The organism is Pseudomonas sp. zbq_18, from assembly GCF_043102245.1.
In the GTDB taxonomy this organism is placed as follows: domain Bacteria; phylum Pseudomonadota; class Gammaproteobacteria; order Pseudomonadales; family Pseudomonadaceae; genus Aquipseudomonas.
The window spans coordinates 47,560-71,146 of the sequence record NZ_JBICIT010000019.1 but is presented as its reverse complement, the minus strand read 5'-3'; the positions used below and the strand labels follow the sequence as shown (position 1 = coordinate 71,146).

The window sequence follows — 23,587 nt, the reverse complement described above, 5'->3', positions numbered from 1 at the left end:
CGTACTGGCTGGCATTGTGACTTATTTCCTTGCGGCAAGGCCAGGCTGGCCGGGCCAAGTACAGTGGAGAGTTCACCTTGGTTGAGTACGTAGTTTCCCTCGATAAGCTCGGCGTCCACGATGTGGAGCATGTAGGGGGCAAAAACGCATCCCTGGGCGAAATGATCAGCAACCTGGCAGGTGCAGGCGTCTCGGTTCCCGGTGGTTTCGCCACTACCGCCCAGGCCTACCGTGACTTTCTTGAGCAGAGCGGTCTGAATGACCGCATCCATGCCGCTCTCGATACGCTGGACGTGGATGACGTCAATGCCCTGGCCAAAACCGGCGCGCAGATCCGTCAGTGGGTCATGGAGGCCGAATTCCCCGAGCGCCTGGATCGCGAAATCCGCGAGGCCTTTGCTCTCATGGCCGTGGGGAACGACAACATGGCTGTCGCCGTGCGTTCTTCGGCTACCGCAGAAGACCTGCCTGATGCCTCTTTTGCCGGCCAGCAGGAGACTTTCCTGAACATCCGTGGCGTGGATAACGTGATTCGCGCCGCCAAGGAAGTGTTTGCATCCCTGTTCAACGATCGCGCCATTTCCTACCGCGTGCACCAAGGCTTCGATCACAAGCTGGTCGCCCTGTCTGCCGGCGTGCAGCGCATGGTGCGCTCGGAAACTGGTACCGCCGGCGTGATGTTCACCCTGGACACCGAATCCGGCTTCCGCGACGTGGTATTCATCACCGGCGCCTACGGTCTCGGTGAAACTGTGGTGCAAGGGGCCGTCAACCCTGACGAGTTCTACGTTCACAAATCCACCTTGCAGGCTGGGCGCCCGGCGATTCTGCGCCGCAACCTGGGGAGCAAGGCGATCAAGATGGTCTATGGCGACGAGGCCAAGGCTGGCAAGTCGGTGAAAACCGTGGAAGTGGACCGCGCTGACCGCGCGCGCTTCTGCTTGACCGACGCCGAAGTCAGCGAACTGGCCAAACAGGCCATGATCATCGAAAAACACTACGGCCGCCCGATGGACATCGAGTGGGCCAAAGATGGCGACGACGGCAAGCTGTATATCGTCCAGGCTCGTCCCGAAACGGTGAAGAGCCGCGCTAGCGCCACCGTGATGGAGCGCTACCTGCTGAAAGAAAAAGGCACCGTACTGGTAGAAGGTCGTGCCATCGGTCAGCGCATCGGCGCCGGCAAGGTTCGTGTGATCCACGATGTATCCGAAATGGACAAGGTACAGCCGGGCGACGTGCTCGTCTCCGACATGACTGACCCAGACTGGGAGCCGGTGATGAAGCGCGCCAGCGCCATCGTCACCAATCGCGGCGGTCGTACCTGCCACGCGGCGATCATCGCTCGTGAGCTGGGTATTCCGGCCGTGGTCGGTTGCGGCAACGCCACCCAGGTGCTGCAGGATGGCCAGGGCGTGACCGTGTCCTGCGCCGAAGGCGATACCGGCTTCATCTTCGAAGGCGAGCTGGGCTTCGATATTCGCAAGAACTCGGTCGATGCCATGCCCGAGTTGCCGTTCAAGATCATGATGAACGTCGGCAATCCGGATCGCGCTTTCGACTTCGCCCAGCTGCCCAACGAGGGCGTGGGCCTGGCCCGCCTGGAGTTCATCATCAACCGCATGATCGGCGTGCACCCCAAAGCGCTGCTGAATCACGCGGCACTGCCGGCAGAGATCAAAGAGAGCGTCGACAAACGCATCGCCGGCTACGACGATCCGGTCGGTTTCTATGTCGAGAAACTGGTCGAGGGTATCAGCACCCTGGCCGCGGCCTTCTGGCCGAAGAAGGTCATCGTGCGCCTGTCGGATTTCAAATCCAACGAATATGCCAACCTGATTGGCGGCAAGCTGTACGAGCCGGAAGAAGAAAACCCGATGCTCGGCTTCCGTGGCGCTTCGCGCTACATCAGCGAATCATTCCGCGACTGCTTCGAGCTGGAATGCCGTGCGCTGAAGAAAGTACGCAACGAGATGGGCCTGACCAACGTCGAGATCATGGTGCCGTTCGTACGCACTCTCGGCGAGGCCAGCCAGGTTGTGGACCTGCTGGCGGCCAATGGTTTGGCCCGCGGCGAGAACGGTCTGAAAGTCATCATGATGTGCGAGCTTCCCTCCAACGCACTGCTCGCAGATGAATTCCTCGAGTTCTTCGACGGCTTCTCCATTGGCTCCAACGACCTGACTCAGCTGACCCTGGGCCTGGATCGCGACTCCGGGATCATCGCGCACCTGTTCGATGAGCGGAATCCGGCCGTGAAGAAGCTGCTGGCCAATGCGATTGCCGCCTGCAACAAGGCTGGCAAGTACATCGGCATCTGTGGCCAGGGGCCGTCCGACCATCCGGATCTGGCCAAATGGCTGATGGAGCAGGGCATCGAAAGCGTCTCCCTGAACCCGGACTCGGTCCTGGAAACCTGGTTCTTCCTGGCCGAAGGCCAACAGGCCTGAGCGCAAGCCCGTCAGTAACAAGGGCGGGGTTCAACCCGCCCTTTTTTGTGCGTGATCGAAGATGCAAAGCAGTAGCGATCTGTTTCCCGTTGCCCTGGTGGCTGCCGAGTTGCGTGGCGACCTGAGCGAAGATGTCTATCGGCTCAAGCCGGGCAACAGCCCTGACCCATCGGTGGAGCTGGCGCTGACCCGCCTGGGGCTGGCTAGCCAAGAGAGCCGTGGCGCCCCCGTCATTTTGCTGCATGGCAGCTTTTCCAATCGACGCTTCTGGTATTCGCCTCGCGGCATCGGGCTGGGCGCCCATCTGGCGCGCAACGGTTTCGATGTGTGGATCGCCGAGATGCGCGGACATGGTCTGTCGCCCCGCAATCAGGCGTACAAGCACAACACGGTGGCCGACTACGCCCGCTATGATCTGCCCGCCATTGCCGCGTTTGTTCGCGAGCAGAGCGCGCAGGTGCCGCACTGGATCGGCCACTCGCTGGGCGGCATCACCCTGGCGGCGGCATTGGGAGGCGGCTATCTGGACCAGCACAGCGCCGCGTCGACAGCGTTGTTCGGTAGCCAGATCAGCCGCATCTACTGGCCGCTCAAGGTGCCGCCGGTAGAGTGGTGCAGCCGCCTGTTGCTCAAAGGCTTCCATCACGTGTCCGGCTCGCGCTTCAAACGCGGCCCTGAAGACGAGCCCATCGGCCTGGCCCTGGAAAGCCTGCGCTGGCACCGCCTGTTCGGACGCTTCGGCGATGCTGAGCGGGACTGGTGGGCAGGATTGGCGGAAAGCCGCGTTCCCTTGCTGGCCGTTGCGGCGGCGGGCGACCTACAGGATCCTACCTGGGCCTGCCGTAAGCTCTACGAGCAAGTCCATGCCGAACCACGCCGCTTTCTAGAGCTGGGGCGTGCCAAGGGTTTCAGCAGCGACTTCGGTCACGTCGAGATGCTGGTCAGCAAGGAGGCGCAAGCCGAGGTCTGGCCGCTGGCAGAATACTGGCTGCGGAACCTAGAGCTACCAGCGGAAGTCCTGGCTAAAGGCGACTGAAACCCAGGCGAACAGCTCTAGCCCGCTTGCGGGCAGTCGTTAGCGCCGCCATGCTGAGCGACATGATCTTTCACGTTTCCCACCAAAGGAGTTTTGCCATGCATTACGTCACCCCCGACCTGTGCGATGCCTATCCGGACCTGGTTCAAGTCGTCGAGCCAATGTTCGCCAATTTTGGCGGCCGCGACTCCTTCGGTGGCGAGATCGTCACCGTCAAATGCTTCGAGGACAACTCGCTGGTCAAATCCCAGGCCGACCAGCCGGGGCAGGGCAAGGTACTGGTGGTGGACGGCGGCGGCTCTCTGCGGCGTGCGCTGCTCGGTGACATGATTGCCGAGAAGGCCGCCAAGAATGGCTGGGAAGGCATGGTGATCTACGGTTGCGTGCGTGACGTGGACGTACTGGCACAGACCGAGCTGGGCGTACAGGCGCTGGCAAGTCACCCCATGAAAACCGATAAGCGCGGCCTCGGCGACCTCAACGTGGCAGTCACCTTCGGCGGCGTGACCTTCAAGCCGGGTCACTATGTGTATGCCGACAACAACGGCATCATCGTCTCGCCCGAACCGCTGAAGATGCCGGAGTAAGGCCGTACCACCTCTATGAGCGAGCAGATGCAAGCACACTCGGGCTTGGTCCAGGCGCTAGTGCTGGACGGCCGAGGCGGCGCACGCCATGTCGCCTACGATCAGCTGACGGATTTGCGTCTTGAAGAGACGGAAAGCCTCTGGCTGCACTGGGATCGCGGTCATCCGCAGACTGCCAGCTGGCTGCGCGAGCACAGCGATCTCGGCGAGTTTGCCTGCGATCTGCTACTCGAGGAAAACACCCGTCCCCGCCTGCTGAACTTACCCGACAATCGCCTGCTGCTGTTTCTGCGCGGCATCAACCTCAATCCCGGCGCAGAGCCCGAGGACATGGTGTCGATGCGCATCCACGCGCAGGCGCGCCGGGTGATATCCCTGCGCCTGCGGCCATTGCGCGCCACCGAAGAGCTGATCGCTCAATTTCAGCGCGGAGAAGGGCCGTGCAACGCTGCGGACCTAGTGCTTGAGCTTGCCTACCAGCTCACCGCGCGGGTTGAGGGGGTGCTCGACGAACTGGCTGACGAACTGGATACCGAAGAAGAACGCCTGGATGTCGACGAGCGCTATGTGCCGGACCATGACTCCATTCTGCACTTGCGCCGGCGTTCCGCAGGGCTGCGACGCTTTCTGGCCCCGCAGCGCGAGCTCTTCGCCCAGTTGGCTCGAAACGGTTTTGGCGACGTGGATCAGTGGAACGAGCTGAACAACCGACTCACACGCTATCTCGAAGAGCTGGAAATGGTCCGCGAACGGGTAGGCCTGGTGCTGGAGTCCGAAGACCGGCGCATGAGCGATAAGATGAACCGCACCATGTACCTGCTGGGCATCATCACCGGGCTGTTTCTGCCAATGAGCTTTCTCACCGGCCTGCTAGGTATCAATGTGGGCGGTATCCCCGGCAGTGAGAACGAGCATGGTTTTTTGCTGACTTGTGGTTTGATCGTTGCGTTGATCGTCTTCCAGCTCTGGCTTTTCCGCCGTCTGCGCTGGCTGTGAGTGTGACCCGTGGCGATATGGCCGCGTCTAGGCAACAAATTCGTGCGAGGTGTGCATGTACGATCCCTTTGAAGAGTCCCTGCGCGATTTGCTCAAGTCGTCATCGGTGGAACACGATGACGACGCAGCCCTGGGGCGTGTACTCAAGACCGCCAATCGCCAGGTCGGCGTTGGCGATTTGTTCGTGCTGCTCGGTCGCGGCCTGGAAGCCGCGATGATCGCGCTCAACAACGGTTCCGCCCATCTGGCACCTGTTTCCCGCCGTACTCGCCCCGCAAACAAGGCTGACTGAATATGGAATTTGATCCCTGGACTCAAAGTCTCGTTAATGCCATGAGCTCGGTGTGGGCTCCGATCGCCGGTTTCATTCCGCGATTCTTCGGCGCCTTGGTGGTCGTGCTGCTCGGTTTCGTGGTCGCCAAACTGCTGGATACCCTGTTATCCAAACTCCTGGCCAAAGTTGGCCTGGATCGTCTGATGGCTGGCACCGGCCTCAACAAGATGCTTTCCCGCGTAGGTATCCAAGTACCGGTATCGGTGCTGATTGGCAAAATTGTCTACTGGTTCATCCTGCTGATTTTCCTGATCACCGCAGCCGAGTCGCTGGGGCTCGACCGCGTGTCTTCCACCCTCGACGTGCTGGCCCTGTACCTGCCGAAGGTGCTCGGCGCAGCCGTGATCATGCTCGCCGGTGTCTTGCTCGCGCAGCTGGTCAGCAGCCTGGTACGGGGTGCAGCCGAGGGCGTGGGCCTGGAGTATGCCGCTGGCCTGGGCCGGATTGCCCAAGGCCTGGTCATTATCATCAGTATCTCGGTTGCCATCGGCCAGCTTGAGGTCAAGACCGACCTGCTCAACAACGTGATCGCCATCGTGCTGATTTCCGTTGGTCTGGCCATGGCGCTGGCACTGGGTCTTGGCAGTCGGGAGATCGCCGGTCAGATACTGGCTGGCATCTATGTACGAGAACTTTATGAGGTCGGGCAACAAGTAAAAATCGGCGAGGTCGAAGGGCAGATCGAGGAGATAGGCACCGTCAAGACGGTCCTGCTAACCGAAGAGGGAGAGCTGGTTTCGGTTGCCAACCGTACCCTGCTCGAACAGCGCGTCAGCAGCCGCTGAGGCGCCAACCCTGCTAATGTATGCGTCCAGCGCTGCCCGCGTTGCGGGTTGGCGCTGTCATTGATCTGACCAGTCGGCACGAGTCGTTTTGAACAAGGCCCAATCGCTTCCTACGCGGTATGACCCACGCGAGCTCTCGGACGAGGAGCTGGTGCAGCGCGCTCACGTCGAGCTATTCCACATCACCCGTGCTTATGAGGAGTTGATGCGGCGTTACCAGCGCACGCTCTTCAATGTTTGTGCGCGCTACCTGGGTAACGACCGTGATGCGGACGATGTTTGCCAGGAAGTGATGCTGAAAGTTCTATATGGTCTGAAGAACTTCGAGGGCAAGTCAAAGTTCAAGACATGGCTATATAGCATCACTTATAACGAGTGCATTACTCAGTACCGTAAAGAACGCCGCAAGCGCCGACTCATGGACGCGTTGAGTCTGGATCCGCTTGAAGAAGCTTCCGAAGAAAAAGCACCCAAACTCGAAGAGAAGGGCGGCTTGGATCGCTGGCTGGTACATGTCAATCCAATTGACCGGGAAATTCTAGTTTTACGTTTTGTTGCAGAGCTAGAGTTCCAAGAGATTGCTGACATCATGCACATGGGCCTGAGCGCCACCAAAATGCGCTACAAACGCGCCCTTGATCGCTTGCGCGAGAAATTCGCTGTCGAAAGCGAAACTTAATACCTGTTATTCACTCTCACTGCAGTGCGACTCATCGCCTCGTATCACAGCAGTGTGTGGATTTGTTACACTTGCTACCGAATTGTTCCCAGCCGCCGGCTTGGCAATTCAATCGTCTTTTTAGGGGATTTACGGATGAAACTGAAAAACACCTTGGGCATTGTCATTGGTTCGCTAGTGGCTACCACCTCTTTGAACGCTCTGGCCCAAGGCCAAGGCGCTGTTGAAATCGAAGGCTTCGCCAAGAAGCAGTACTTCGACAGCGCGCGCGAATTCGACAACGACGGCAACCTGTTCGGTGGCTCCATCGGTTACTTCCTGACTGATGATGTCGAACTGCGCCTGGGCTACGACGAAGTACACAATGCTCGTGCCCAAGACGGCCGCGACATCAAGGGCTCCAACACTGCACTGGATGCCCTCTATCACTTCAATGCACCGGGCGACAGCATTCGTCCGTACATCTCCGCCGGCTTCTCTGATCAGAGCATCGGCCAGAATGGTGCTAGCGGTCGTAATGGTTCCACCTTCGCCAATCTGGGCGGTGGCGCCAAGATGTACTTCACCGAAAACTTCTACGCACGTGCTGGCGTAGAAGCGCAGTACAACATCGATCAGGGTGACACCGAGTGGGCGCCTAGCGTTGGTATCGGTTTCAACTTCGGCGGTGGTTCCAAGCCTGCTCCGGTAGTCGAGCCGGCTCCGATCGTGGAAGAAGTGCCGCCGACCCCTGAGCCGGTTGAAACTGTCCGCGTTGAGCTGGATGTGAAGTTCGACTTCGACAAGTCCAAGGTCAAGGAAGAAAGCTACAGCGACATCCAAAACCTGGCTGACTTCATGAACCAGTACCCACAGACCACTACCACCGTAGAAGGTCACACTGACTCTGTGGGCACTGACTCCTACAACCAGCAGCTGTCCGAGCGCCGCGCGACTGCTGTTCGCGAAGTGCTGGTTAACCAGTACGGTGTAGGTGCCGATCGCGTTGACTCGGTGGGTTACGGTGAGTCCCGCCCGGTTGCTGACAACGCCACTGAAGCCGGCCGCGCAGTCAACCGTCGTGTTGAAGCTGCCGTAGAAGCTCAAGCCAAGTAACGGCGAAAGCGATGTAAAAAACCCGGCTCTGGCCGGGTTTTTTATTGTTCGTCATAAAAGCATCTCGCCTACGTCATAAGCCCGCCATCGTCCTGCGTTGCAATCGCGCTAAATGGCAGAGGGTCGATCGTATGCGGCTGAGCGTGGTGGGTGCAGGATATGTCGGGCTGGTCACCGCAAGCTGCTTCGCGGAAATGGGCAATCACGTCGTGTGTATTGAGCATGATCCCTTTCGAGTCGCTCGGCTGAGCAGGGGGGAGATACCAATTTATGAGCCTGGATTGGAACCCATGCTCAAAAGCCATCTGGCCAGTGGGCAGCTGAGTTTTACTGCAGATATGGCGGAGGGGGTGCGTGGAGCATCGGCCATTTTTATCGCAGTGGGAACGCCCACTGGAGAGGATGGCTCTGCTGATCTCAGTCATGTGCTGGCAGTAGCGGAACAGTTGGGGCAGTGCCTGACGTCTGCCGCCCTGATCGTGGACAAATCCACCGTGCCAGTGGGCACGGCGGAACGGGTTGAGCAACGCATCAACCAGCGTTTGGGCGAGCGGGGAATGAAGTTTCGGATCAGGGTTGCAAGCAATCCGGAGTTTCTCAAGGAAGGGAGTGCCGTCGAAGACTTTATGCGTCCTGACCGAGTCGTGCTGGGCTGCTCTGATACCGCCAGCAGTGAGCTTCTACGCCGTCTGTATGCTCCATTCTTACGCAACCATGAGCGCGGCTTGCAGATGAGTGTTCGGGCCGCAGAGTTCACGAAATATGCGGCTAATGCTTTTCTTGCGACCAAAATTTCGTTCATGAACGAAATGGCAGGGCTCTGTGCTCGCCTTGGTGTCGATATCGAAGATGTACGCCGTGGCATTGGTAGTGATCGGCGAATAGGCACTCACTTTATTTATGCGGGGTGTGGCTATGGCGGATCCTGCTTTCCCAAGGATGTGCGTGCACTGATCAGGACCGCAGAGTTACAAGGTTTCGAACCCGCCATTCTGCGCGCCGTAGAAGCGCGCAATGCTCTGCAGAAAACGCTGTTGCTTCAGGACTTGCGAGAGCATTTCAACGGTCACTTCCAAGGGCGGGTCGTCACCCTTTGGGGGCTGTCTTTCAAACCCGGCACAGATGATTTGCGTGAAGCGCCTAGCCTGGTGCTACTCGATGCGCTCTTGGCGGCCGGCGCCAGAGTCCAGGCCTGCGATCCTGTTGCCTGCAGTGGCGTGGCCAAACGTTATGCAGATGAACTGGCTAGCGGGCAGTTGAGGCTGGATGAGTCACCTTACGCCATGGTTGAAGGCGCTGATGCGCTGGTACTGGTGACCGAATGGAAACAGTTCCGGCAGCCGGACTTCGCTCGAGTGCGCAGGTTGATGCGCATGCCGGTGTTGTTCGATGGTCGCAATATTTACGATCCGTCAGAAATTGCTGAACAGGGCTTTCTTTATCGTGGGGTAGGGCGACCGCAGGCCGGTCATTGTAAGGCCAGTGCGGCGTGATTAGACTGGGCGGCACTTTTTGCTGTGCAATCGCAAGGAATCCCATGATCAAGAAATGCCTGTTCCCAGCCGCCGGCTACGGCACGCGCTTCCTTCCCGCTACCAAAGCCATGCCCAAGGAAATGCTGCCTGTCGTGAACAAGCCTCTGATCCAGTATGGTGTTGAAGAAGCCCTGGAGGCTGGTCTTACAGAAATCGCCATGGTCACTGGTCGCGGCAAGCGCGCCCTGGAAGACCATTTCGACATCAGTTATGAGCTTGAACATCAGATTCAGGGTACGGACAAGGAAAAGTATCTGGTCGGCATTCGCCGCCTGATCGATGAGTGCAGTTTTTCCTATACCCGTCAGGTCGAAATGAAGGGCCTCGGTCACGCGATTCTCAGCGGCCGTCCGCTGATCGGGGACGAGCCCTTCGCCGTGGTGCTGGCCGACGACCTGTGCCTCAACCTCGAGGGCGATGGTGTACTGCAGCAGATGGTCAAGCTTTACAACCAGTTCCGCTGCTCCATCGTTGCCATTCAGGAAGTGCCGAAGGAAGAGACCTTCAAGTACGGCGTGATCGCTGGCGAGATGATTCGTGACGACATCTTCCGCGTCAACAGCATGGTCGAAAAACCCAAGCCGGAGGACGCACCTTCCAACCTGGCAATCATCGGCCGCTACATCCTGACCCCGGATATTTTCGACCTGATCGAGAAGACAGAGCCGGGCAAGGGAGGGGAAATCCAGATCACCGATGCGTTGATGAAACAGGCCCAGGATGGCTGCGTGATTGCCTACAAGTTCAAGGGCAAGCGTTTTGACTGCGGTGGCGCAGAGGGCTACATCGACGCCACCAACTTCTGTTTCGAAAACCTGTATAAAACCGGCAAGGCCTTCTGAATCAGCGCGATCGAGCGAAGCCACCTGCGGGTGGCTTCGTTGTTTCAGGGAATAGGCATCGCCTCTGACCCCGGCCCCAGTGGCTGTCCATAGCTGAACTCTACGTAGTTACCGGCCGGGTCGCGCAGGCCGCAGTAGTAGCCCACCGGGTAGGGCTCAGAGCGGGGCGGCCAGATTAAACAGCCGGCCTCTGCCGCCCGTGCGGCTATTTCGTCGACTGTTTGCCGGCTTTCCACTGCGAACCCGAAGTGACTGTAGTCATCCCCTGCCAATTGCCGGTCTTTGCCTCCGGGCATGATGACAAAGATGAATTGGTGTTCCTTGCCTGGCTCGGCCATCCAGACGATCTTTGCGCCCTTGCCTGCACGTTCGTGGATAACCCGCATGTTGCAGAAGTCGCGATAGAACGCCACGCAGGATTCCAGATCAGGAACATGCAGAGCCACATGGGTCAGGGTGGGGCGCATAGCAAAACCTCCTTCGTGCACTCAGCCTAGTCTCCGGTATGCTGACGGTCTGCGAGGAGAATTGCCAATGACTCATGACTACGATCTGTTTGTAATCGGCGCCGGTTCTGGTGGCGTGCGCGCGGCACGTTTCGCCGCCAGCTTCGGTGCACGTGTAGCGGTGGCCGAAAGTCGCTATCTGGGCGGCACCTGCGTCAATGTCGGCTGCGTGCCTAAGAAGCTGCTGGTATATGGCGCGCATTTCCCGGATGACTTCGAGCAGGCCGCCAGTTACGGCTGGAGCCTTGGCGCGCCACAGTTCGACTGGCCAACGCTGATCGCCAACAAGAATCGTGAGATCCAGCGCCTCAATGGCATCTACCGCAACTTGTTGGTGAACAGTGGTGTCACGCTGCTGGAGGGCCACGCCCGATTGCTCGGCCCCCATGAAGTGGAGGTCAGCGGGCAACGCCACAGCGCCAGACACATTCTCATCGCTACCGGCGGCTGGCCGCAGGTGCCGGACATTCCCGGCAAGGAGCTGGCGACGACGTCCAACGAAGTCTTCTTCCTCGAGCATCTGCCCAAGCGCGTGCTGGTGGTAGGCGGTGGCTACATCGCAGTCGAGTTCGCCTCGATCTTCCACGGCATGGGCGCGCAGACCTCTCTGCTGTACCGCGGCGACCTGTTCCTGCGTGGCTTCGATGGCGCCGTGCGCCAGCACCTCAAGGAAGAGCTGGAGAAGAAAGGGCTCGATCTGCAGTTCAACAGTGATATCGAACGCATCGAACGCCAAGCAGACGGCAGCTTGCTCGCCGTGCTGAAAGACGGCCGCCAGTTGCCCACCGACTGTGTGTTCTATGCCACCGGCAGACGGCCGATGCTGGACAACCTGGGCCTGGAAAATACCGACGTCACCCTGGATGAAAAAGGATTCGTGGCCGTCGACGAGAACTACCGCACCGGCGAGCCTTCGATTCTCGCCCTCGGCGACGTGATCGGCAGAGTGCAGCTCACCCCTGTTGCGTTGGCCGAAGGCATGGCCGTGGCGCGTCAGCTGTTCCGTCCGCAGGAGTATCGGCCCGTCGATTACCAGAACATCCCGACTGCCGTGTTCAGCCTGCCGAACATCGCCACGGTTGGCCTGAGCGAAGAACAGGCCAGGGCAGGGGGGTACCAGGTAAAGGTTTTCGAGAGCCGTTTCCGGCCGATGAAGCTGACGCTGACTGAACAACAGGAGCGGACGCTGATGAAGCTGGTGGTGGATGCACAGAGTGATCGAGTTCTGGGCTGTCACATGGTGGGGCCGGAATCAGGTGAAATCGTCCAGGGGCTGGCCGTGGCGATCAAGGCTGGGGCGACCAAGCAGGTGTTTGACGAGACCCTGGGGATTCATCCGACGGCCGCAGAGGAGTTTGTTACCATGCGCGTCCCAGTCACCCGTTGAAGGCATCATGCAGCAACTCTTTTACCTTTCGGATCTGTTCGGCGTTGCCGTTTTTGCCATCACCGGCGCACTCATGGCCGGTCGCAAGTCCATGGATCTGTTTGGTGTGTTGGTCATCGCCATTATCACAGCGCTCGGTGGCGGCACGCTGCGCGACTTGATTCTGGACAACCATCCAGTCAGCTGGATTCGTAACGATACTTACATTCTTGTGGCTTCCGCTGCCGCCGTGGGCACGGTGCTCTGGGTGCGCCTGACCCAGCCGATTCACGAGCGCGGGTTGCTGATTGCCGATGCCTTTGGTCTGGCGGTATTCACGGTTATCGGCACGGAAGTCGCGTTGCAACACAACGTACCCTACAGCACCGCGTTGATCATGGGCGTGATGACCGGCGTAGCGGGCGGCGTGATGCGCGATGTGATTTGCAACGAAATCCCGCTGATTTTCCAGAAGGAAATCTACGCCACGGCTTGTCTGCTGGGTTCGCTGGTGTTCATTGGCTTACGGGAGTTGCAAACGCCACACTGGCTGGATACCGGAATTGCGATGCTGGTCGTGCTACTGACGCGTCTCGCAGCGATTCGCTGGCATTTGTCTCTGCCACGCTTTCACCTGCTCGACCGTGATTGAGCGGGGATCGGCAGAGAATCTATATTGACTGCGTCAGCCAAGCAGCGAGGTCGATGATGGAGCAAGACGTGTCGGCGCAGAGATTGCCGCCGCTGGATCAGCTGATTGCCTGCCATGAGTGCGACCTGCTGATTCATCATCCTCATCTCGGAGAGGAGCAACGAGCCAACTGTCCGCGCTGCGGCTACGAGCTGGTGGTACATCGTGCGCACATGCGACGTCGCTGCCTGGCCTTGGTACTGACAGCGCTGATTCTGTTCATTCCGGCTAATTTTCTGCCGATTATCAAACTCAACATCCTTGGTCAGAACGCGGCGGATACCGTGTGGAGCGGGGTAGTGGGGCTTTACCAGTCAGGCATGCAAGGTGTGGCGGTGGTGGTTTTTCTCTGCAGCATGCTGGTACCGCTGCTCAAACTGCTGTGTCAGCTGTTTGTCTTGCTAAGCCTTAGGCGACCTGGTTGGCAGCCGTCAGCGATTGGTTGTTATCGCATCTACCACCACATGCGCGAGTGGGGAATGCTGGAGGTCTATCTATTCGGCATCATCGTTTCCATCGTGAAGTTGATCGACATGGCGGAGCTGCATCTGGGCGTAGGCCTGGCCTGTTTCATCGCCCTGATGCTGACGCAGGTCTGGCTGGAAGTAAGCATGTCCCCGCACCAGGTATGGGAAGAATTGGATGGAGAGGGCAACCATGCGCGCACTTGATGCCGGCATCATCGTGTGCGACGAGTGCCATAAGCTCGAATACCTGCGCGAAGGTGAAATTCAGCACTGCAGCCGCTGCGGCTCCCGGCTTCATGCCCGGCGACCCAACAGCATCCTGCGCACCTGGGCACTGCTGATCACTGCGGCAATTCTGTACATACCGGCGAATCTCCTGCCGATCATGACGATCAGCTCGCTCGGCAGAGGCATGCCATCGACCATCATGGGCGGTGTGCTGGAACTGATCCATGCCGAAATGCTGCCCGTGGCCATGGTGGTATTTATCGCCAGTATCCTGGTGCCGACATTCAAACTGGTTGGTATCGCCATTCTGCTGTACTCGGTGCAGCGCCATCAGCCTATGTCTGCGAAGCAGCGCATCTTGATGTACCGCTTTATCGAATGGATTGGGCGCTGGTCGATGCTCGACATCTTCGTGATTGCGATACTGGTGTCGCTGATCAACTTCGGCAACCTGGCGACCATTTCGGCCGGCCCAGGCGCGGCAGCCTTTGCCAGCGTCGTGATCCTAACCATGCTCGCCGCAGTGACTTTCGATCCGCGGCTGATCTGGGACAACACCTTTGAGGAGCAGAGCGCCGATGAAGGGAATACGGGGGAAGCAGTTGGGCGCTGATACTGAGCGTCTACTATTCGTTATTTAACAGAGTGGGTCGTTTCGCTTGGTGTTGCTTTCTCGGAATAGCTGGAAATAGCATCACTGCTGTGTAGTCAGGGGGGCGTGGTTGAGGAGGCTGTTGCAGCCCAAACGACCATCCCTGTTGCAAATGTTTTGTAACAGACTAATTGCACCAATTTCCGGTGTGCCTAGGGCACCTAGCTTGACGTTAAACTTCCATGCTGTGGGTGCCCTCACCGCCATGTTTCATGATCCTGGCTGGCGTGGGACGGTCGGAAGCTGCAGGCTACGATAGGCCTCAATCGGCCATCAGCGGACGCAGGGAGGACTTTCCGCAACCGGCCGTTCGATGCGGCACCGATGGCCTTCGCGCAGGGGTAGTGAATCCGCCAGGATTGACTTGCGCTGCCCTACCTCTCACTAGTGAGGGGCGGCAGCGCATCAAGCGGTGAGCGCACTCCGGCACCGCCAACTTTCAGCACATGCGTGTAAATCATCGTCGTAGAGACGTCGGAATGGCCGAGCAGATCCTGCACGGTTCGAATGTCGTAACCGCTGCGGAGCAAGGCCGTCGCGAACGAGTGGCGGAGGGTGTGCGGTGTGGCGGGCTTCGTGATGCCTGCTTGTTCTACGGCACGTTTGAAGGCGCGCTGAAAGGTCTGGTCATACATGTGATGGCGACGCACGACACCGCTCCGTGGATCGGTCGAATGCGTGTGCTGCGCAAAAACCCAGAACCACGGCCAGGAATGCCCGGCGCGCGGATACTTCCGCTCAAGGGCGTCGGGAAGCGCAACGCCGCTGCGGCCCTCGGCCTGGTCCTTCAGCCACCATGCCCGTGCACGCGACAGCTGCTCGCGCAGGCTGGGTGCCAAGCTCTCGGGTAACATCAAGGCCCGATCCTTGGAGCCCTTGCCCTCCCGCACGATGATCGTGCCGTGATCGAAATCCAGATCCTTGACCCGCAGTTGCAAACCCTCACTGATCCGCATGCCCGTTCCATACAGAAGCTGGGCGAACAAACGATGCTCGCCTTCCAGAAAACCGAGGATGCGAACCACTTCATCCGGGGTCAGCACCACCGGCAAGCGCCGCGACGGCCGAGGTCTTCCGATCTCCTGAAGCCAGGGCAGATCCGTGCACAGCACCTTGCCGTAGAAGAACAGCAAGGCCGCCAATGCCTGACGATGCGTGGAGACCGAAACCTTGCGCTCGTTCGCCAGCCAGGACAGAAATGCCTCGACTTCGCTGCTGCCCAAGGTTGCCGGGTGACGCACACCGTGGAAACGGATGAAGGCACGAACCCAGTGGACATAAGCCTGTTCGGTTCGTAAGCTGTAATGCAAGTAGCGTATGCGCTCACGCAACTGGTCCAGAACCTTGACCGAACGCAGCGGTGGTAACGGCGCAGTGGCGGTTTTCATGGCTTGTTATGACTGTTTTTTTGTACAGTCTATGCCTCGGGCATCCAAGCAGCAAGCGCGTTACGCCGTGGGTCGATGTTTGATGTTATGGAGCAGCAACGATGTTACGCAGCAGGGCAGTCGCCCTAAAACAAAGTTAACCCAGGATGAGAACCTTGAAAGTATCATTGATGGCTGCGAAAGCGAAAAACGGCGTGATTGGTTGCGGTCCAGACATACCCTGGTCCGCGAAAGGGGAGCAGCTACTTTTTAAAGCATTGACCTACAATCAGTGGCTTCTGGTGGGTCGCAAGACGTTTGAATCTATGGGCGCACTCCCCAATAGGAAATACGCGGTCGTTACCCGCTCAGGTTGGACATCAAATGATGACAATGTAGTTGTATTTCAGTCAATCGAAGAGGCCATGGACAGGCTAGCTGAATTCACCGGTCACGTTATAGTGTCTGGTGGCGGAGAAATTTACCGAGAAACATTACCCATGGCCTCTACGCTCCACTTATCGACGATCGACATCGAGCCAGAGGGGGATGTTTTCTTCCCGAGTATTCCAAATACCTTCGAAGTTGTTTTTGAGCAACACTTTACTTCAAACATTAACTATTGCTATCAAATTTGGAAAAAGGGTTAACAAAGCTATGCAATCGACGGCAAAAAGCTTCGTTCGCTTCGCGCACTACGCCTTTTCCGCGATTGATAGCGACGTTAGACATCATGAGGGTAGCGGTGACCATCGAAATTTCGAACCAACTATCAGAGGTGCTAAGCGTCATTGAGCGCCATCTGGAATCAACGTTGCTGGCCGTGCATTTGTACGGCTCCGCAGTGGATGGCGGCCTGAAGCCATACAGCGATATTGATTTGTTGGTTACTGTGGCCGTAAAGCTTGATGAAACGACGCGGCGAGCATTGCTCAATGACCTTATGGAGGCTTCGGCTTTCCCTGGCGAGAGCGAGACGCTCCGCGCTATAGAAGTCACCCTTGTCGTGCATGACGACATCATCCCGTGGCGTTATCCGGCTAAGCGCGAGCTGCAATTTGGAGAATGGCAGCGCAATGACATTCTTGCGGGTATCTTCGAGCCAGCCATGATCGACATTGATCTAGCTATCCTGCTTACAAAAGCAAGAGAACATAGCGTTGCCTTGGTAGGTCCGGCAGCGGAGGAATTCTTTGACCCGGTTCCTGAACAGGATCTATTCGAGGCGCTGAGGGAAACCTTGAAGCTATGGAACTCGCAGCCCGACTGGGCCGGCGATGAGCGAAATGTAGTGCTTACGTTGTCCCGCATTTGGTACAGCGCAATAACCGGCAAAATCGCGCCGAAGGATGTCGCTGCCGACTGGGCAATAAAACGCCTACCTGCCCAGTATCAGCCCGTCTTACTTGAAGCTAAGCAAGCTTATCTGGGACAAAAAGAAGATCACTTGGCCTCACGCGCAGATCACTTGGAAGAATTTATTCGCTTTGTGAAAGGCGAGATCATCAAGTCAGTTGGTAAATGATGTCTAACAATTCGTTCAAGCCGACCGCGCTACGCGCGGCGGCTTAACTCCGGCGTTAGATGCACTAAGCACATAATTGCTCACAGTCAAACTATCAGGTCAAGTCTGCTTTTATTATTTTTAAGCGTGCATAATAAGCCCTACACAAATTGGGAGATATATCATGAAAGGCTGGCTTTTTCTTGTTATCGCAATAGTTGGCGAAGTAATCGCAACATCCGCATTAAAATCTAGCGAGGGCTTTACTAAGCTTGCCCCTTCCGCCGTTGTCATAATCGGTTATGGCATCGCATTTTATTTTCTTTCTCTGGTTCTGAAATCCATCCCTGTCGGTGTTGCTTATGCAGTCTGGTCGGGACTCGGCGTCGTCATAATTACAGCCATTGCCTGGTTGCTTCATGGGCAAAAGCTTGATGCGTGGGGCTTTGTAGGTATGGGGCTCATAATTGCTGCCTTTTTGCTCGCCCGATCCCCATCGTGGAAGTCGCTGCGGAGGCCGACGCCATGGTGACGGTGTTCGGCATTCTGAATCTCACCGAGGACTCCTTCTTCGATGAGAGCCGGCGGCTAGACCCCGCCGGCGCTGTCACCGCGGCGATCGAAATGCTGCGAGTCGGATCAGACGTCGTGGATGTCGGACCGGCCGCCAGCCATCCGGACGCGAGGCCTGTATCGCCGGCCGATGAGATCAGACGTATTGCGCCGCTCTTAGACGCCCTGTCCGATCAGATGCACCGTGTTTCAATCGACAGCTTCCAACCGGAAACCCAGCGCTATGCGCTCAAGCGCGGCGTGGGCTACCTGAACGATATCCAAGGATTTCCTGACCCTGCGCTCTATCCCGATATTGCTGAGGCGGACTGCAGGCTGGTGGTTATGCACTCAGCGCAGCGGGATGGCATCGCCACCCGCACCGGTCACCTTCGACCCGAAGACGCGCTCGACGAGATTGTGCGGTTCTTCGAGGCGCGGGTTTCCGCCTTGCGACGGAGCGGGGTCGCTGCCGACCGGCTCATCCTCGATCCGGGGATGGGATTTTTCTTGAGCCCCGCACCGGAAACATCGCTGCACGTGCTGTCGAACCTTCAAAAGCTGAAGTCGGCGTTGGGGCTTCCGCTATTGGTCTCGGTGTCGCGGAAATCCTTCTTGGGCGCCACCGTTGGCCTTCCTGTAAAGGATCTGGGTCCAGCGAGCCTTGCGGCGGAACTTCACGCGATCGGCAATGGCGCTGACTACGTCCGCACCCACGCGCCTGGAGATCTGCGAAGCGCAATCACCTTCTCGGAAACCCTCGCGAAATTTCGCAGTCGCGACGCCAGAGACCGAGGGTTAGATCATGCCTAGCATTCACCTTCCGGCCGCCCGCTAGCGGACCCTGGTCAGGTTCCGCGAAGGTGGGCGCAGACATGCTGGGCTCGTCAGGATCAAACTGCACTATGAGGCGGCGGTTCATACCGCGCCAGGGGAGCGAATGGACAGCGAGGAGCCTCCGAACGTTCGGGTCGCCTGCTCGGGTGATATCGACGAGGTTGTGCGGCTGATGCACGACGCTGCGGCGTGGATGTCCGCCAAGGGAACGCCCGCCTGGGACGTCGCGCGGATCGACCGGACATTCGCGGAGACCTTCGTCCTGAGATCCGAGCTCCTAGTCGCGAGTTGCAGCGACGGCATCGTCGGCTGTTGCACCTTGTCGGCCGAGGATCCCGAGTTCTGGCCCGACGCCCTCAAGGGGGAGGCCGCATATCTGCACAAGCTCGCGGTGCGACGGACACATGCGGGCCGGGGTGTCAGCTCCGCGCTGATCGAGGCTTGCCGCCATGCCGCGCGAACGCAGGGGTGCGCCAAGCTGCGGCTCGACTGCCACCCGAACCTGCGTGGCCTATACGAGCGGCTCGGATTCACCCACGTCGACACTTTCAATCCCGGCTGGGATCCAACCTTCATCGCAGAACGCCTAGAACTCGAAATCTAACGTCCGTTCGGGCATCGAGGTCCATGTCGGGGTGGGACGGGCCCGTGGCTTCAAGATCACTTGCAGTCCGACCGCGATGTCTTGGTTGCGCGAGAGGTTGTCGATATCCTCCACTTCCATCATCAACCCTGGATAATGCCGCCGCCGTCATCGCCGCCGACGCCCGTGCCGGGCTTTTCGGGCCTGTCAGGCTTGCTCGGCCTTCAGCCTGCCTGGGCGAGATCTCCGGCGGACGGATTAACGGCGGAGCTTCGCCGCCTTTCGTGCGTGTGAAGGCCGAAGATAGTTCTCTCAAAAACATCCGTTTATGAGAGATACCAAATGTCATTTTCAGAAGACGACTGCACCAGTTGATTGGGCGTAATGGCTGTTGTGCAGCCAGCTCCTGACAGTTCAATATCAGAAGTGATCTGCACCAATCTCGACTATGCTCAATACTCGTGTGGGCTCTGTTGCAAAAATCGTGAAGCTTGAGCATGCTTGGCGGAGATTGGACGGACGGAACGATGACGGATTTCAAGTGGCGCCATTTCCAGGGTGATGTGATCCTGTGGGCGGTGCGCTGGTATTGTCGCTATCCGATCAGCTATCGCGACCTTGAGGAAATGCTGGCGGAACGCGGCATTTCGGTCGACCATACGACGATCTATCGCTGGGTCCAGTGCTACGCCCCGGAGATGGAGAAGCGGCTGCGCTGGTTCTGGCGGCGTGGCTTTGATCCGAGCTGGCGCCTGGATGAAACCTACGTCAAGGTGCGGGGCAAGTGGACCTACCTGTACCGGGCAGTCGACAAGCGGGGCGACACGATCGATTTCTACCTGTCGCCGACCCGCAGCGCCAAGGCAGCGAAGCGGTTCCTGGGCAAGGCCCTGCGAGGCCTGAAGCACTGGGAAAAGCCTGCCACGCTCAATACCGACAAAGCGCCGAGCTATGGTGCAGCGATCACCGAATTGAAGCGCGAAGGAAAGCTGGACCGGGAGACGGCCCACCGGCAGGTGAAGTATCTCAATAACGTGATCGAGGCCGATCACGGAAAGCTCAAGATACTGATCAAGCCGGTGCGCGGTTTCAAATCGATCCCCACGGCCTATGCCACGATCAAGGGATTCGAAGTCATGCGAGCCCTGCGCAAAGGACAGGCTCGCCCCTGGTGCCTGCAGCCCGGCATCAGGGGCGAGGTGCGCCTTGTGGAGAGAGCTTTTGGCATTGGGCCCTCGGCGCTGACGGAGGCCATGGGCATGCTCAACCACCATTTCGCAGCAGCCGCCTGATCGGCGCAGAGCGACAGCCTACCTCTGACTGCCGCCAATCTTTGCAACAGAGCCAGATGTGCTGCGCTGCCGTTTTCAGTGCCTCACTTCTTGACGCTGGACGGATAGCCTGCGTCTTCGGTGGCCTTGGTCAGCTTCTGCACGCTGGTCTTGGCATCATCGAAGGTGACAACCGCTTCGCGTGTCTCGAAGGTCACGTTAACTTTGCTGACGCCTTCGACCTTGGAAATCGCCTTCTTGACGGTGATCGGACAAGCGGAGCAGGTCATGCCCGGTACGGACAGCGTGACGGTCTGGGTGGCGGCCCACACGGGGGCAACAACGGCAGCGATGGCGAGAGAGGCAAACAGTTTTTTCATGATGAACTCCTGTGATTAATAGAAAAATGGCATGACGTAGGGAAATCCGAGCGCGACCAGAACCAGCGCGGCCACGACCCAGAAAATGAGCTTGTAAGTAGCGCGCACTTGGGGAATCGCACACACATCCCCTGGTTTGCAGGCTTGCGCCGGTCGGTAGATGCGCCGCCAGGCGAAAAACAGCGCCACCAACGCCGCGCCGATGAAGATCGGGCGATAAGGTTCCAACACCGTCAAGTTGCCGATCCAAGCGCCGCTGAACCCCAGGGCGATCAGAACCAGCGGCCCCAGGCAGCAAGCCGAGGCGAGGATGGCGGCTAGCCCGCCAGTGAAGAGCGCCCCGCGCCCGTTTTGAGGTTCAGACATACGCTTGTCCTTTCAAATCTGGATTGGATAGCTTAAGCTTACTTCCGTACCAATGTACGGAGTCAAGCGATATGGAAAAAAATTTGGAGAATCTGACTATTGGCGTTTTCGCCAAGGCGGCCGGGGTCAACGTGGAAACAATCCGGTTCTATCAGCGCAAGGGCTTGTTGCCGGAGCCGGACAAGCCCTATGGCAGCATCCGCCGCTATGGCGAGGCGGATGTGACGCGGGTGCGCTTCGTGAAATCAGCCCAGCGGCTCGGATTCAGCCTCGACGAGATCGCAGAGCTGCTGAGGCTGGATGACGGCACCCACTGCGAGGAAGCCAGCAGCCTGGCCGAGCACAAGCTTCAGGACGTGCGCGAAAAAATGACCGACCTGGCGCGCATGGAAACCGTGCTATCCGAACTTGTGTTCGCCTGCCATGCGCGGCAAGGGAACGTTTCTTGCCCGCTGATTGCTTCGCTGCAAGGGGAGAAAGAGCCGCGTGGTGCCGACGCGGTGTAGCCGAGGGTAGTTACGCCTTAGCGTGCTTTATTTTCCGTTTTCTGAGACGACCCCTTCCAGCGCCTTCCTGGAGCCGGGGCCTGTGGACAAGGCCGGCATAACTCGGGCTCTTGCCCAGCGTGCGCAATTGCACCCATTTGACCAGTCAATTGCATTGGTACTGACCACCGCGTGCATCCGACTTGGCCAGTGGGCAGCAGAGACGCAACAGGCAGAAACCGGCCAAAAGCGGACGCTGCCGAGCGAAGGCTATCGACTCCAAACGGTCATTGGTTGCCTACAAAATCTGGGTCGACTCAGGCCATCAGGCAAGGTGCAAAGCGCATATCAGGACGCTTTAAGGGGAGATAGGCTGCAACTGTTTCCATAATGGAATCGGTTCGCGAGGGGCCGCGAAGCCAAGAAAAAAGATCGGGCCAGACCGCCATAATCATGATCAGAAAAATCCGAATTCAAATCGGAAAAATGTTCTCATCTGCATCCTATAGGAATACCCTGCAATGGCCGCCGCAACTGCGATGTTTCCATTGCGGATATCAGAAAATAAATGGGAAAAAGAAAAGGAAATGGCAGATCAGTTCGTCAAGGGTATCCATTGGCTTGAGCCCATCGTTCCCTCTCCCACCTACCCAGATGACGTACTGGAGCTGGCCGACTCTCTCCCGTTCCTAGCAGGGCAGCTGTCCGGCCTTGCCGCCCCGGAGACATGCAAGCGGCTGGGGCGACTGATGCGGGTGACCAACAGCTACTACAGCAACCTGATTGAAGGGCAGTACACCGAGCCCGCTGAGCTATCGACGCGGATCAAGCGGCGTGAGGCGAAGCAGCTTGGGCTACTGGCAGTCGAGCACATTGAAGCTCAAGGCGCGCTTGAGCGCCTGATGGCCCAACACAAGGCCAGCATCAACTGGGGCGATATGTTCTCCCTGGATCTGATCAAGTCCATCCATCGCCGCCTGTTCAAGGGAGCGCGCGAGGAGGATCTAAGGGTGAGCGAGGAGCGTCTTATGACGCCCGGTCAACTCCGCGACAGTGCGCAGCAGAACGTGACAGTGGGCGGCCACTACGCGCCGTCCTGGGAGTCCGTGACGCCCATGCTGCAGCGCCTGCAACAAGTCTATGGCGGCATGAAAGATCCACGCAGCCAGCTGCTGGCAAGCCTCGCTTCTCACCATCGCCTTGCCTATGTTCACCCGTTCGAGGACGGCAACGGCAGGGTGGTGCGGATGATCACCCACCTGCAGCTGTTAAAGCTCGGGATTGCCTCTCCACTCTGGTCTATCTCTAGGGGCCTGGCACGCAAGCAGGATGAGTATTACGTGCGCCTCAAGGCCGCTGACCAGCCCCGACGAGGTGATCTGGATGGCAGGGGACAGCTGACCCAAGCTGGCCTGATCGAATTCGTGCGTTTCATGCTGGGTGTCTGCAAGGACCAGATGGAGTACACCCGTGATGCCCTGTCCCTGCCGGCGTTGCGGGATCGGCTGGAAACGATCGTGCGCTATGAGCGCCGGTTCACCGAGGCCGGGGTCAAGCCGGAGGCCGCCCGCGCGCTACACCTGCTGATCATTCAGGGCGAGGTTTCGCGCGCCGACTTCAAGGTCTACCTCGGCCTGCACGACAAGACCGCCGCCAACCAGCTCAAGGAGCTGATTCAGCTGGGTGTGGTCGAGGCACCGTCGCCCAAGTCCCGCGAGCTGTATCCAGGCTTCCCGGTGTGGTTTGTCCAGCTGGTCTTTCCTGATTTGCACAGGCGTTTCCAGTAAGTCATTCGACTTTCATAGGCTCGAGAACGCCTCTAGCCCTGATCAGCCATCATCCGTAGGAAGGCAGCATCGGGCCACTCGGTCACATCATCAGGCATTAGCGCAGTGGTTTTTCACCCTGATCGGGAGGCCCAGTCCTTCCTGGGGCAATGCCACGCCGAAGAGGCGAGCCGTCGAGGCAACTGTTGGGATAGGCATAGCTCGGG

25 protein-coding genes and 1 pseudogene are annotated in these 23,587 nt (G+C 58.5%); 22 read left to right on the top strand and 4 right to left on the bottom strand.

Annotated features, from left to right (window positions below; translation table 11 throughout):
• Window positions 1–77: 77 nt before the first annotated feature.
• The 10 genes from ppsA (at window position 78) to galU (ending at window position 10,339) form a co-directional block, all read left to right on the top strand.
• Complete coding sequence (ppsA, locus tag ACF8C6_RS15620; protein WP_392500126.1) at window positions 78–2,450, top strand: phosphoenolpyruvate synthase; 2,373 nt, start codon at window positions 78–80, stop codon at window positions 2,448–2,450.
• Between the two features lie 61 nt (window positions 2,451–2,511).
• The gene (locus ACF8C6_RS15615; protein ID WP_392500125.1) at window positions 2,512–3,486 is read left to right on the top strand and encodes an alpha/beta fold hydrolase; all 975 of its coding nucleotides are present in this window, start codon (window positions 2,512–2,514) and stop codon (window positions 3,484–3,486) included.
• A 98-nt stretch (window positions 3,487–3,584) separates the two neighbouring features.
• The gene (rraA, locus tag ACF8C6_RS15610) at window positions 3,585–4,073 is read left to right on the top strand and encodes a ribonuclease E activity regulator RraA (RefSeq protein WP_277690494.1); all 489 of its coding nucleotides are present in this window, start codon (window positions 3,585–3,587) and stop codon (window positions 4,071–4,073) included.
• A 15-nt stretch (window positions 4,074–4,088) separates the two neighbouring features.
• Window positions 4,089–5,069 (top strand): zinc transporter ZntB, encoded by a 981-nt coding sequence (locus tag ACF8C6_RS15605; RefSeq protein ID WP_392500124.1) that lies wholly within the window; start codon window positions 4,089–4,091, stop codon window positions 5,067–5,069.
• 55 nt (window positions 5,070–5,124) lie between these two features.
• Window positions 5,125–5,361 (top strand): CrfX protein, encoded by a 237-nt coding sequence (locus tag ACF8C6_RS15600; protein WP_392500123.1) that lies wholly within the window; start codon window positions 5,125–5,127, stop codon window positions 5,359–5,361.
• A 2-nt stretch (window positions 5,362–5,363) separates the two neighbouring features.
• Window positions 5,364–6,188 carry a mechanosensitive ion channel domain-containing protein gene (locus ACF8C6_RS15595; protein ID WP_392500122.1) on the top strand — a complete coding sequence of 275 codons (825 nt, stop codon included), beginning with the start codon at window positions 5,364–5,366 and terminating at the stop codon, window positions 6,186–6,188.
• An 88-nt stretch (window positions 6,189–6,276) separates the two neighbouring features.
• Window positions 6,277–6,867 (top strand): RNA polymerase sigma factor SigX, encoded by a 591-nt coding sequence (sigX, locus tag ACF8C6_RS15590; RefSeq protein WP_392500121.1) that lies wholly within the window; start codon window positions 6,277–6,279, stop codon window positions 6,865–6,867.
• A 135-nt stretch (window positions 6,868–7,002) separates the two neighbouring features.
• The gene (locus ACF8C6_RS15585) at window positions 7,003–7,962 is read left to right on the top strand and encodes an OmpA family protein (protein WP_392500120.1); all 960 of its coding nucleotides are present in this window, start codon (window positions 7,003–7,005) and stop codon (window positions 7,960–7,962) included.
• A gap of 131 nt (window positions 7,963–8,093) precedes the next feature.
• Window positions 8,094–9,455, top strand: coding sequence for a UDP-glucose dehydrogenase family protein (locus ACF8C6_RS15580; protein WP_392500119.1), 1,362 nt, complete (start codon window positions 8,094–8,096; stop codon window positions 9,453–9,455).
• A 44-nt stretch (window positions 9,456–9,499) separates the two neighbouring features.
• On the top strand, window positions 9,500–10,339 hold the full coding sequence (gene galU / locus ACF8C6_RS15575; protein ID WP_392500118.1) for a UTP--glucose-1-phosphate uridylyltransferase GalU: 840 nt from the start codon (window positions 9,500–9,502) through the stop codon (window positions 10,337–10,339).
• 44 nt (window positions 10,340–10,383) lie between these two features.
• Here galU and ACF8C6_RS15570 read toward each other — a convergent pair whose 3' ends face one another.
• On the bottom strand, window positions 10,384–10,806 hold the full coding sequence (locus ACF8C6_RS15570) for a VOC family protein (RefSeq protein ID WP_392500117.1): 423 nt from the start codon (window positions 10,804–10,806) through the stop codon (window positions 10,384–10,386).
• 67 nt (window positions 10,807–10,873) lie between these two features.
• Between ACF8C6_RS15570 and gorA the strand changes: the two genes are divergently transcribed.
• The 4 genes from gorA to ACF8C6_RS15550 are packed head-to-tail and all read left to right on the top strand — an operon-like array spanning window position 10,874 to window position 14,210.
• On the top strand, window positions 10,874–12,232 hold the full coding sequence (gene gorA / locus ACF8C6_RS15565; RefSeq protein ID WP_392500116.1) for a glutathione-disulfide reductase: 1,359 nt from the start codon (window positions 10,874–10,876) through the stop codon (window positions 12,230–12,232).
• A gap of 7 nt (window positions 12,233–12,239) precedes the next feature.
• The gene (locus tag ACF8C6_RS15560) at window positions 12,240–12,863 is read left to right on the top strand and encodes a trimeric intracellular cation channel family protein (protein ID WP_392500115.1); all 624 of its coding nucleotides are present in this window, start codon (window positions 12,240–12,242) and stop codon (window positions 12,861–12,863) included.
• Between the two features lie 53 nt (window positions 12,864–12,916).
• Window positions 12,917–13,573 carry a paraquat-inducible protein A gene (locus tag ACF8C6_RS15555; RefSeq protein WP_392500114.1) on the top strand — a complete coding sequence of 219 codons (657 nt, stop codon included), beginning with the start codon at window positions 12,917–12,919 and terminating at the stop codon, window positions 13,571–13,573.
• Entirely contained in the window at window positions 13,560–14,210 is a 651-nt protein-coding gene (locus tag ACF8C6_RS15550; RefSeq protein WP_392500113.1) for a paraquat-inducible protein A, read from the top strand. Before ACF8C6_RS15555 ends, ACF8C6_RS15550 begins: the two co-directional genes overlap by 14 nt.
• Window positions 14,211–14,623: 413 nt before the next feature.
• Here ACF8C6_RS15550 and intI1 read toward each other — a convergent pair whose 3' ends face one another.
• Window positions 14,624–15,637 (bottom strand): class 1 integron integrase IntI1, encoded by a 1,014-nt coding sequence (intI1, locus tag ACF8C6_RS15545; protein ID WP_000845048.1) that lies wholly within the window; start codon window positions 15,635–15,637, stop codon window positions 14,624–14,626.
• A 155-nt stretch (window positions 15,638–15,792) separates the two neighbouring features.
• Between intI1 and dfrA14 the strand changes: the two genes are divergently transcribed.
• The 6 genes and pseudogenes from dfrA14 to ACF8C6_RS15515 all read left to right on the top strand — a co-directional run bounded on the left by dfrA14 (window position 15,793) and on the right by ACF8C6_RS15515 (window position 20,384).
• Complete coding sequence (gene dfrA14, locus ACF8C6_RS15540; protein WP_004201280.1) at window positions 15,793–16,266, top strand: trimethoprim-resistant dihydrofolate reductase DfrA14; 474 nt, start codon at window positions 15,793–15,795, stop codon at window positions 16,264–16,266.
• An 83-nt stretch (window positions 16,267–16,349) separates the two neighbouring features.
• Window positions 16,350–17,188 (top strand): annotated as a pseudogene (locus ACF8C6_RS15535) (AadA family aminoglycoside 3''-O-nucleotidyltransferase).
• A gap of 116 nt (window positions 17,189–17,304) precedes the next feature.
• Window positions 17,305–17,652 (top strand): quaternary ammonium compound efflux SMR transporter QacE delta 1, encoded by a 348-nt coding sequence (locus ACF8C6_RS15530; protein WP_000679427.1) that lies wholly within the window; start codon window positions 17,305–17,307, stop codon window positions 17,650–17,652.
• Entirely contained in the window at window positions 17,646–18,485 is an 840-nt protein-coding gene (gene sul1 / locus ACF8C6_RS15525; protein ID WP_000259031.1) for a sulfonamide-resistant dihydropteroate synthase Sul1, read from the top strand. Before ACF8C6_RS15530 ends, sul1 begins: the two co-directional genes overlap by 7 nt.
• Window positions 18,486–18,612: 127 nt before the next feature.
• On the top strand, window positions 18,613–19,113 hold the full coding sequence (locus ACF8C6_RS15520) for a GNAT family N-acetyltransferase (RefSeq protein WP_000376623.1): 501 nt from the start codon (window positions 18,613–18,615) through the stop codon (window positions 19,111–19,113).
• A 506-nt stretch (window positions 19,114–19,619) separates the two neighbouring features.
• On the top strand, window positions 19,620–20,384 hold the full coding sequence (locus ACF8C6_RS15515) for an IS6-like element IS6100 family transposase (RefSeq protein WP_001389365.1): 765 nt from the start codon (window positions 19,620–19,622) through the stop codon (window positions 20,382–20,384).
• Between the two features lie 83 nt (window positions 20,385–20,467).
• Here ACF8C6_RS15515 and merP read toward each other — a convergent pair whose 3' ends face one another.
• Both merP and ACF8C6_RS15505 read right to left on the bottom strand, forming a co-directional pair.
• Entirely contained in the window at window positions 20,468–20,743 is a 276-nt protein-coding gene (merP, locus tag ACF8C6_RS15510) for a mercury resistance system periplasmic binding protein MerP (RefSeq protein ID WP_000732290.1), read from the bottom strand.
• 15 nt (window positions 20,744–20,758) lie between these two features.
• Window positions 20,759–21,109 carry a mercuric transport protein MerT gene (locus ACF8C6_RS15505; protein ID WP_001294666.1) on the bottom strand — a complete coding sequence of 117 codons (351 nt, stop codon included), beginning with the start codon at window positions 21,107–21,109 and terminating at the stop codon, window positions 20,759–20,761.
• 71 nt (window positions 21,110–21,180) lie between these two features.
• Here ACF8C6_RS15505 and ACF8C6_RS15500 point away from each other — a divergent pair, with 71 nt between their 5' ends.
• Together ACF8C6_RS15500 and ACF8C6_RS15495 are read left to right on the top strand one after the other, a co-directional pair.
• Window positions 21,181–21,615, top strand: coding sequence for a mercury resistance transcriptional regulator MerR (locus tag ACF8C6_RS15500; RefSeq protein ID WP_000414383.1), 435 nt, complete (start codon window positions 21,181–21,183; stop codon window positions 21,613–21,615).
• A 500-nt stretch (window positions 21,616–22,115) separates the two neighbouring features.
• Window positions 22,116–23,381, top strand: coding sequence for a Fic family protein (locus ACF8C6_RS15495; RefSeq protein WP_392500112.1), 1,266 nt, complete (start codon window positions 22,116–22,118; stop codon window positions 23,379–23,381).
• Window positions 23,382–23,587: the final 206 nt, after the last annotated feature.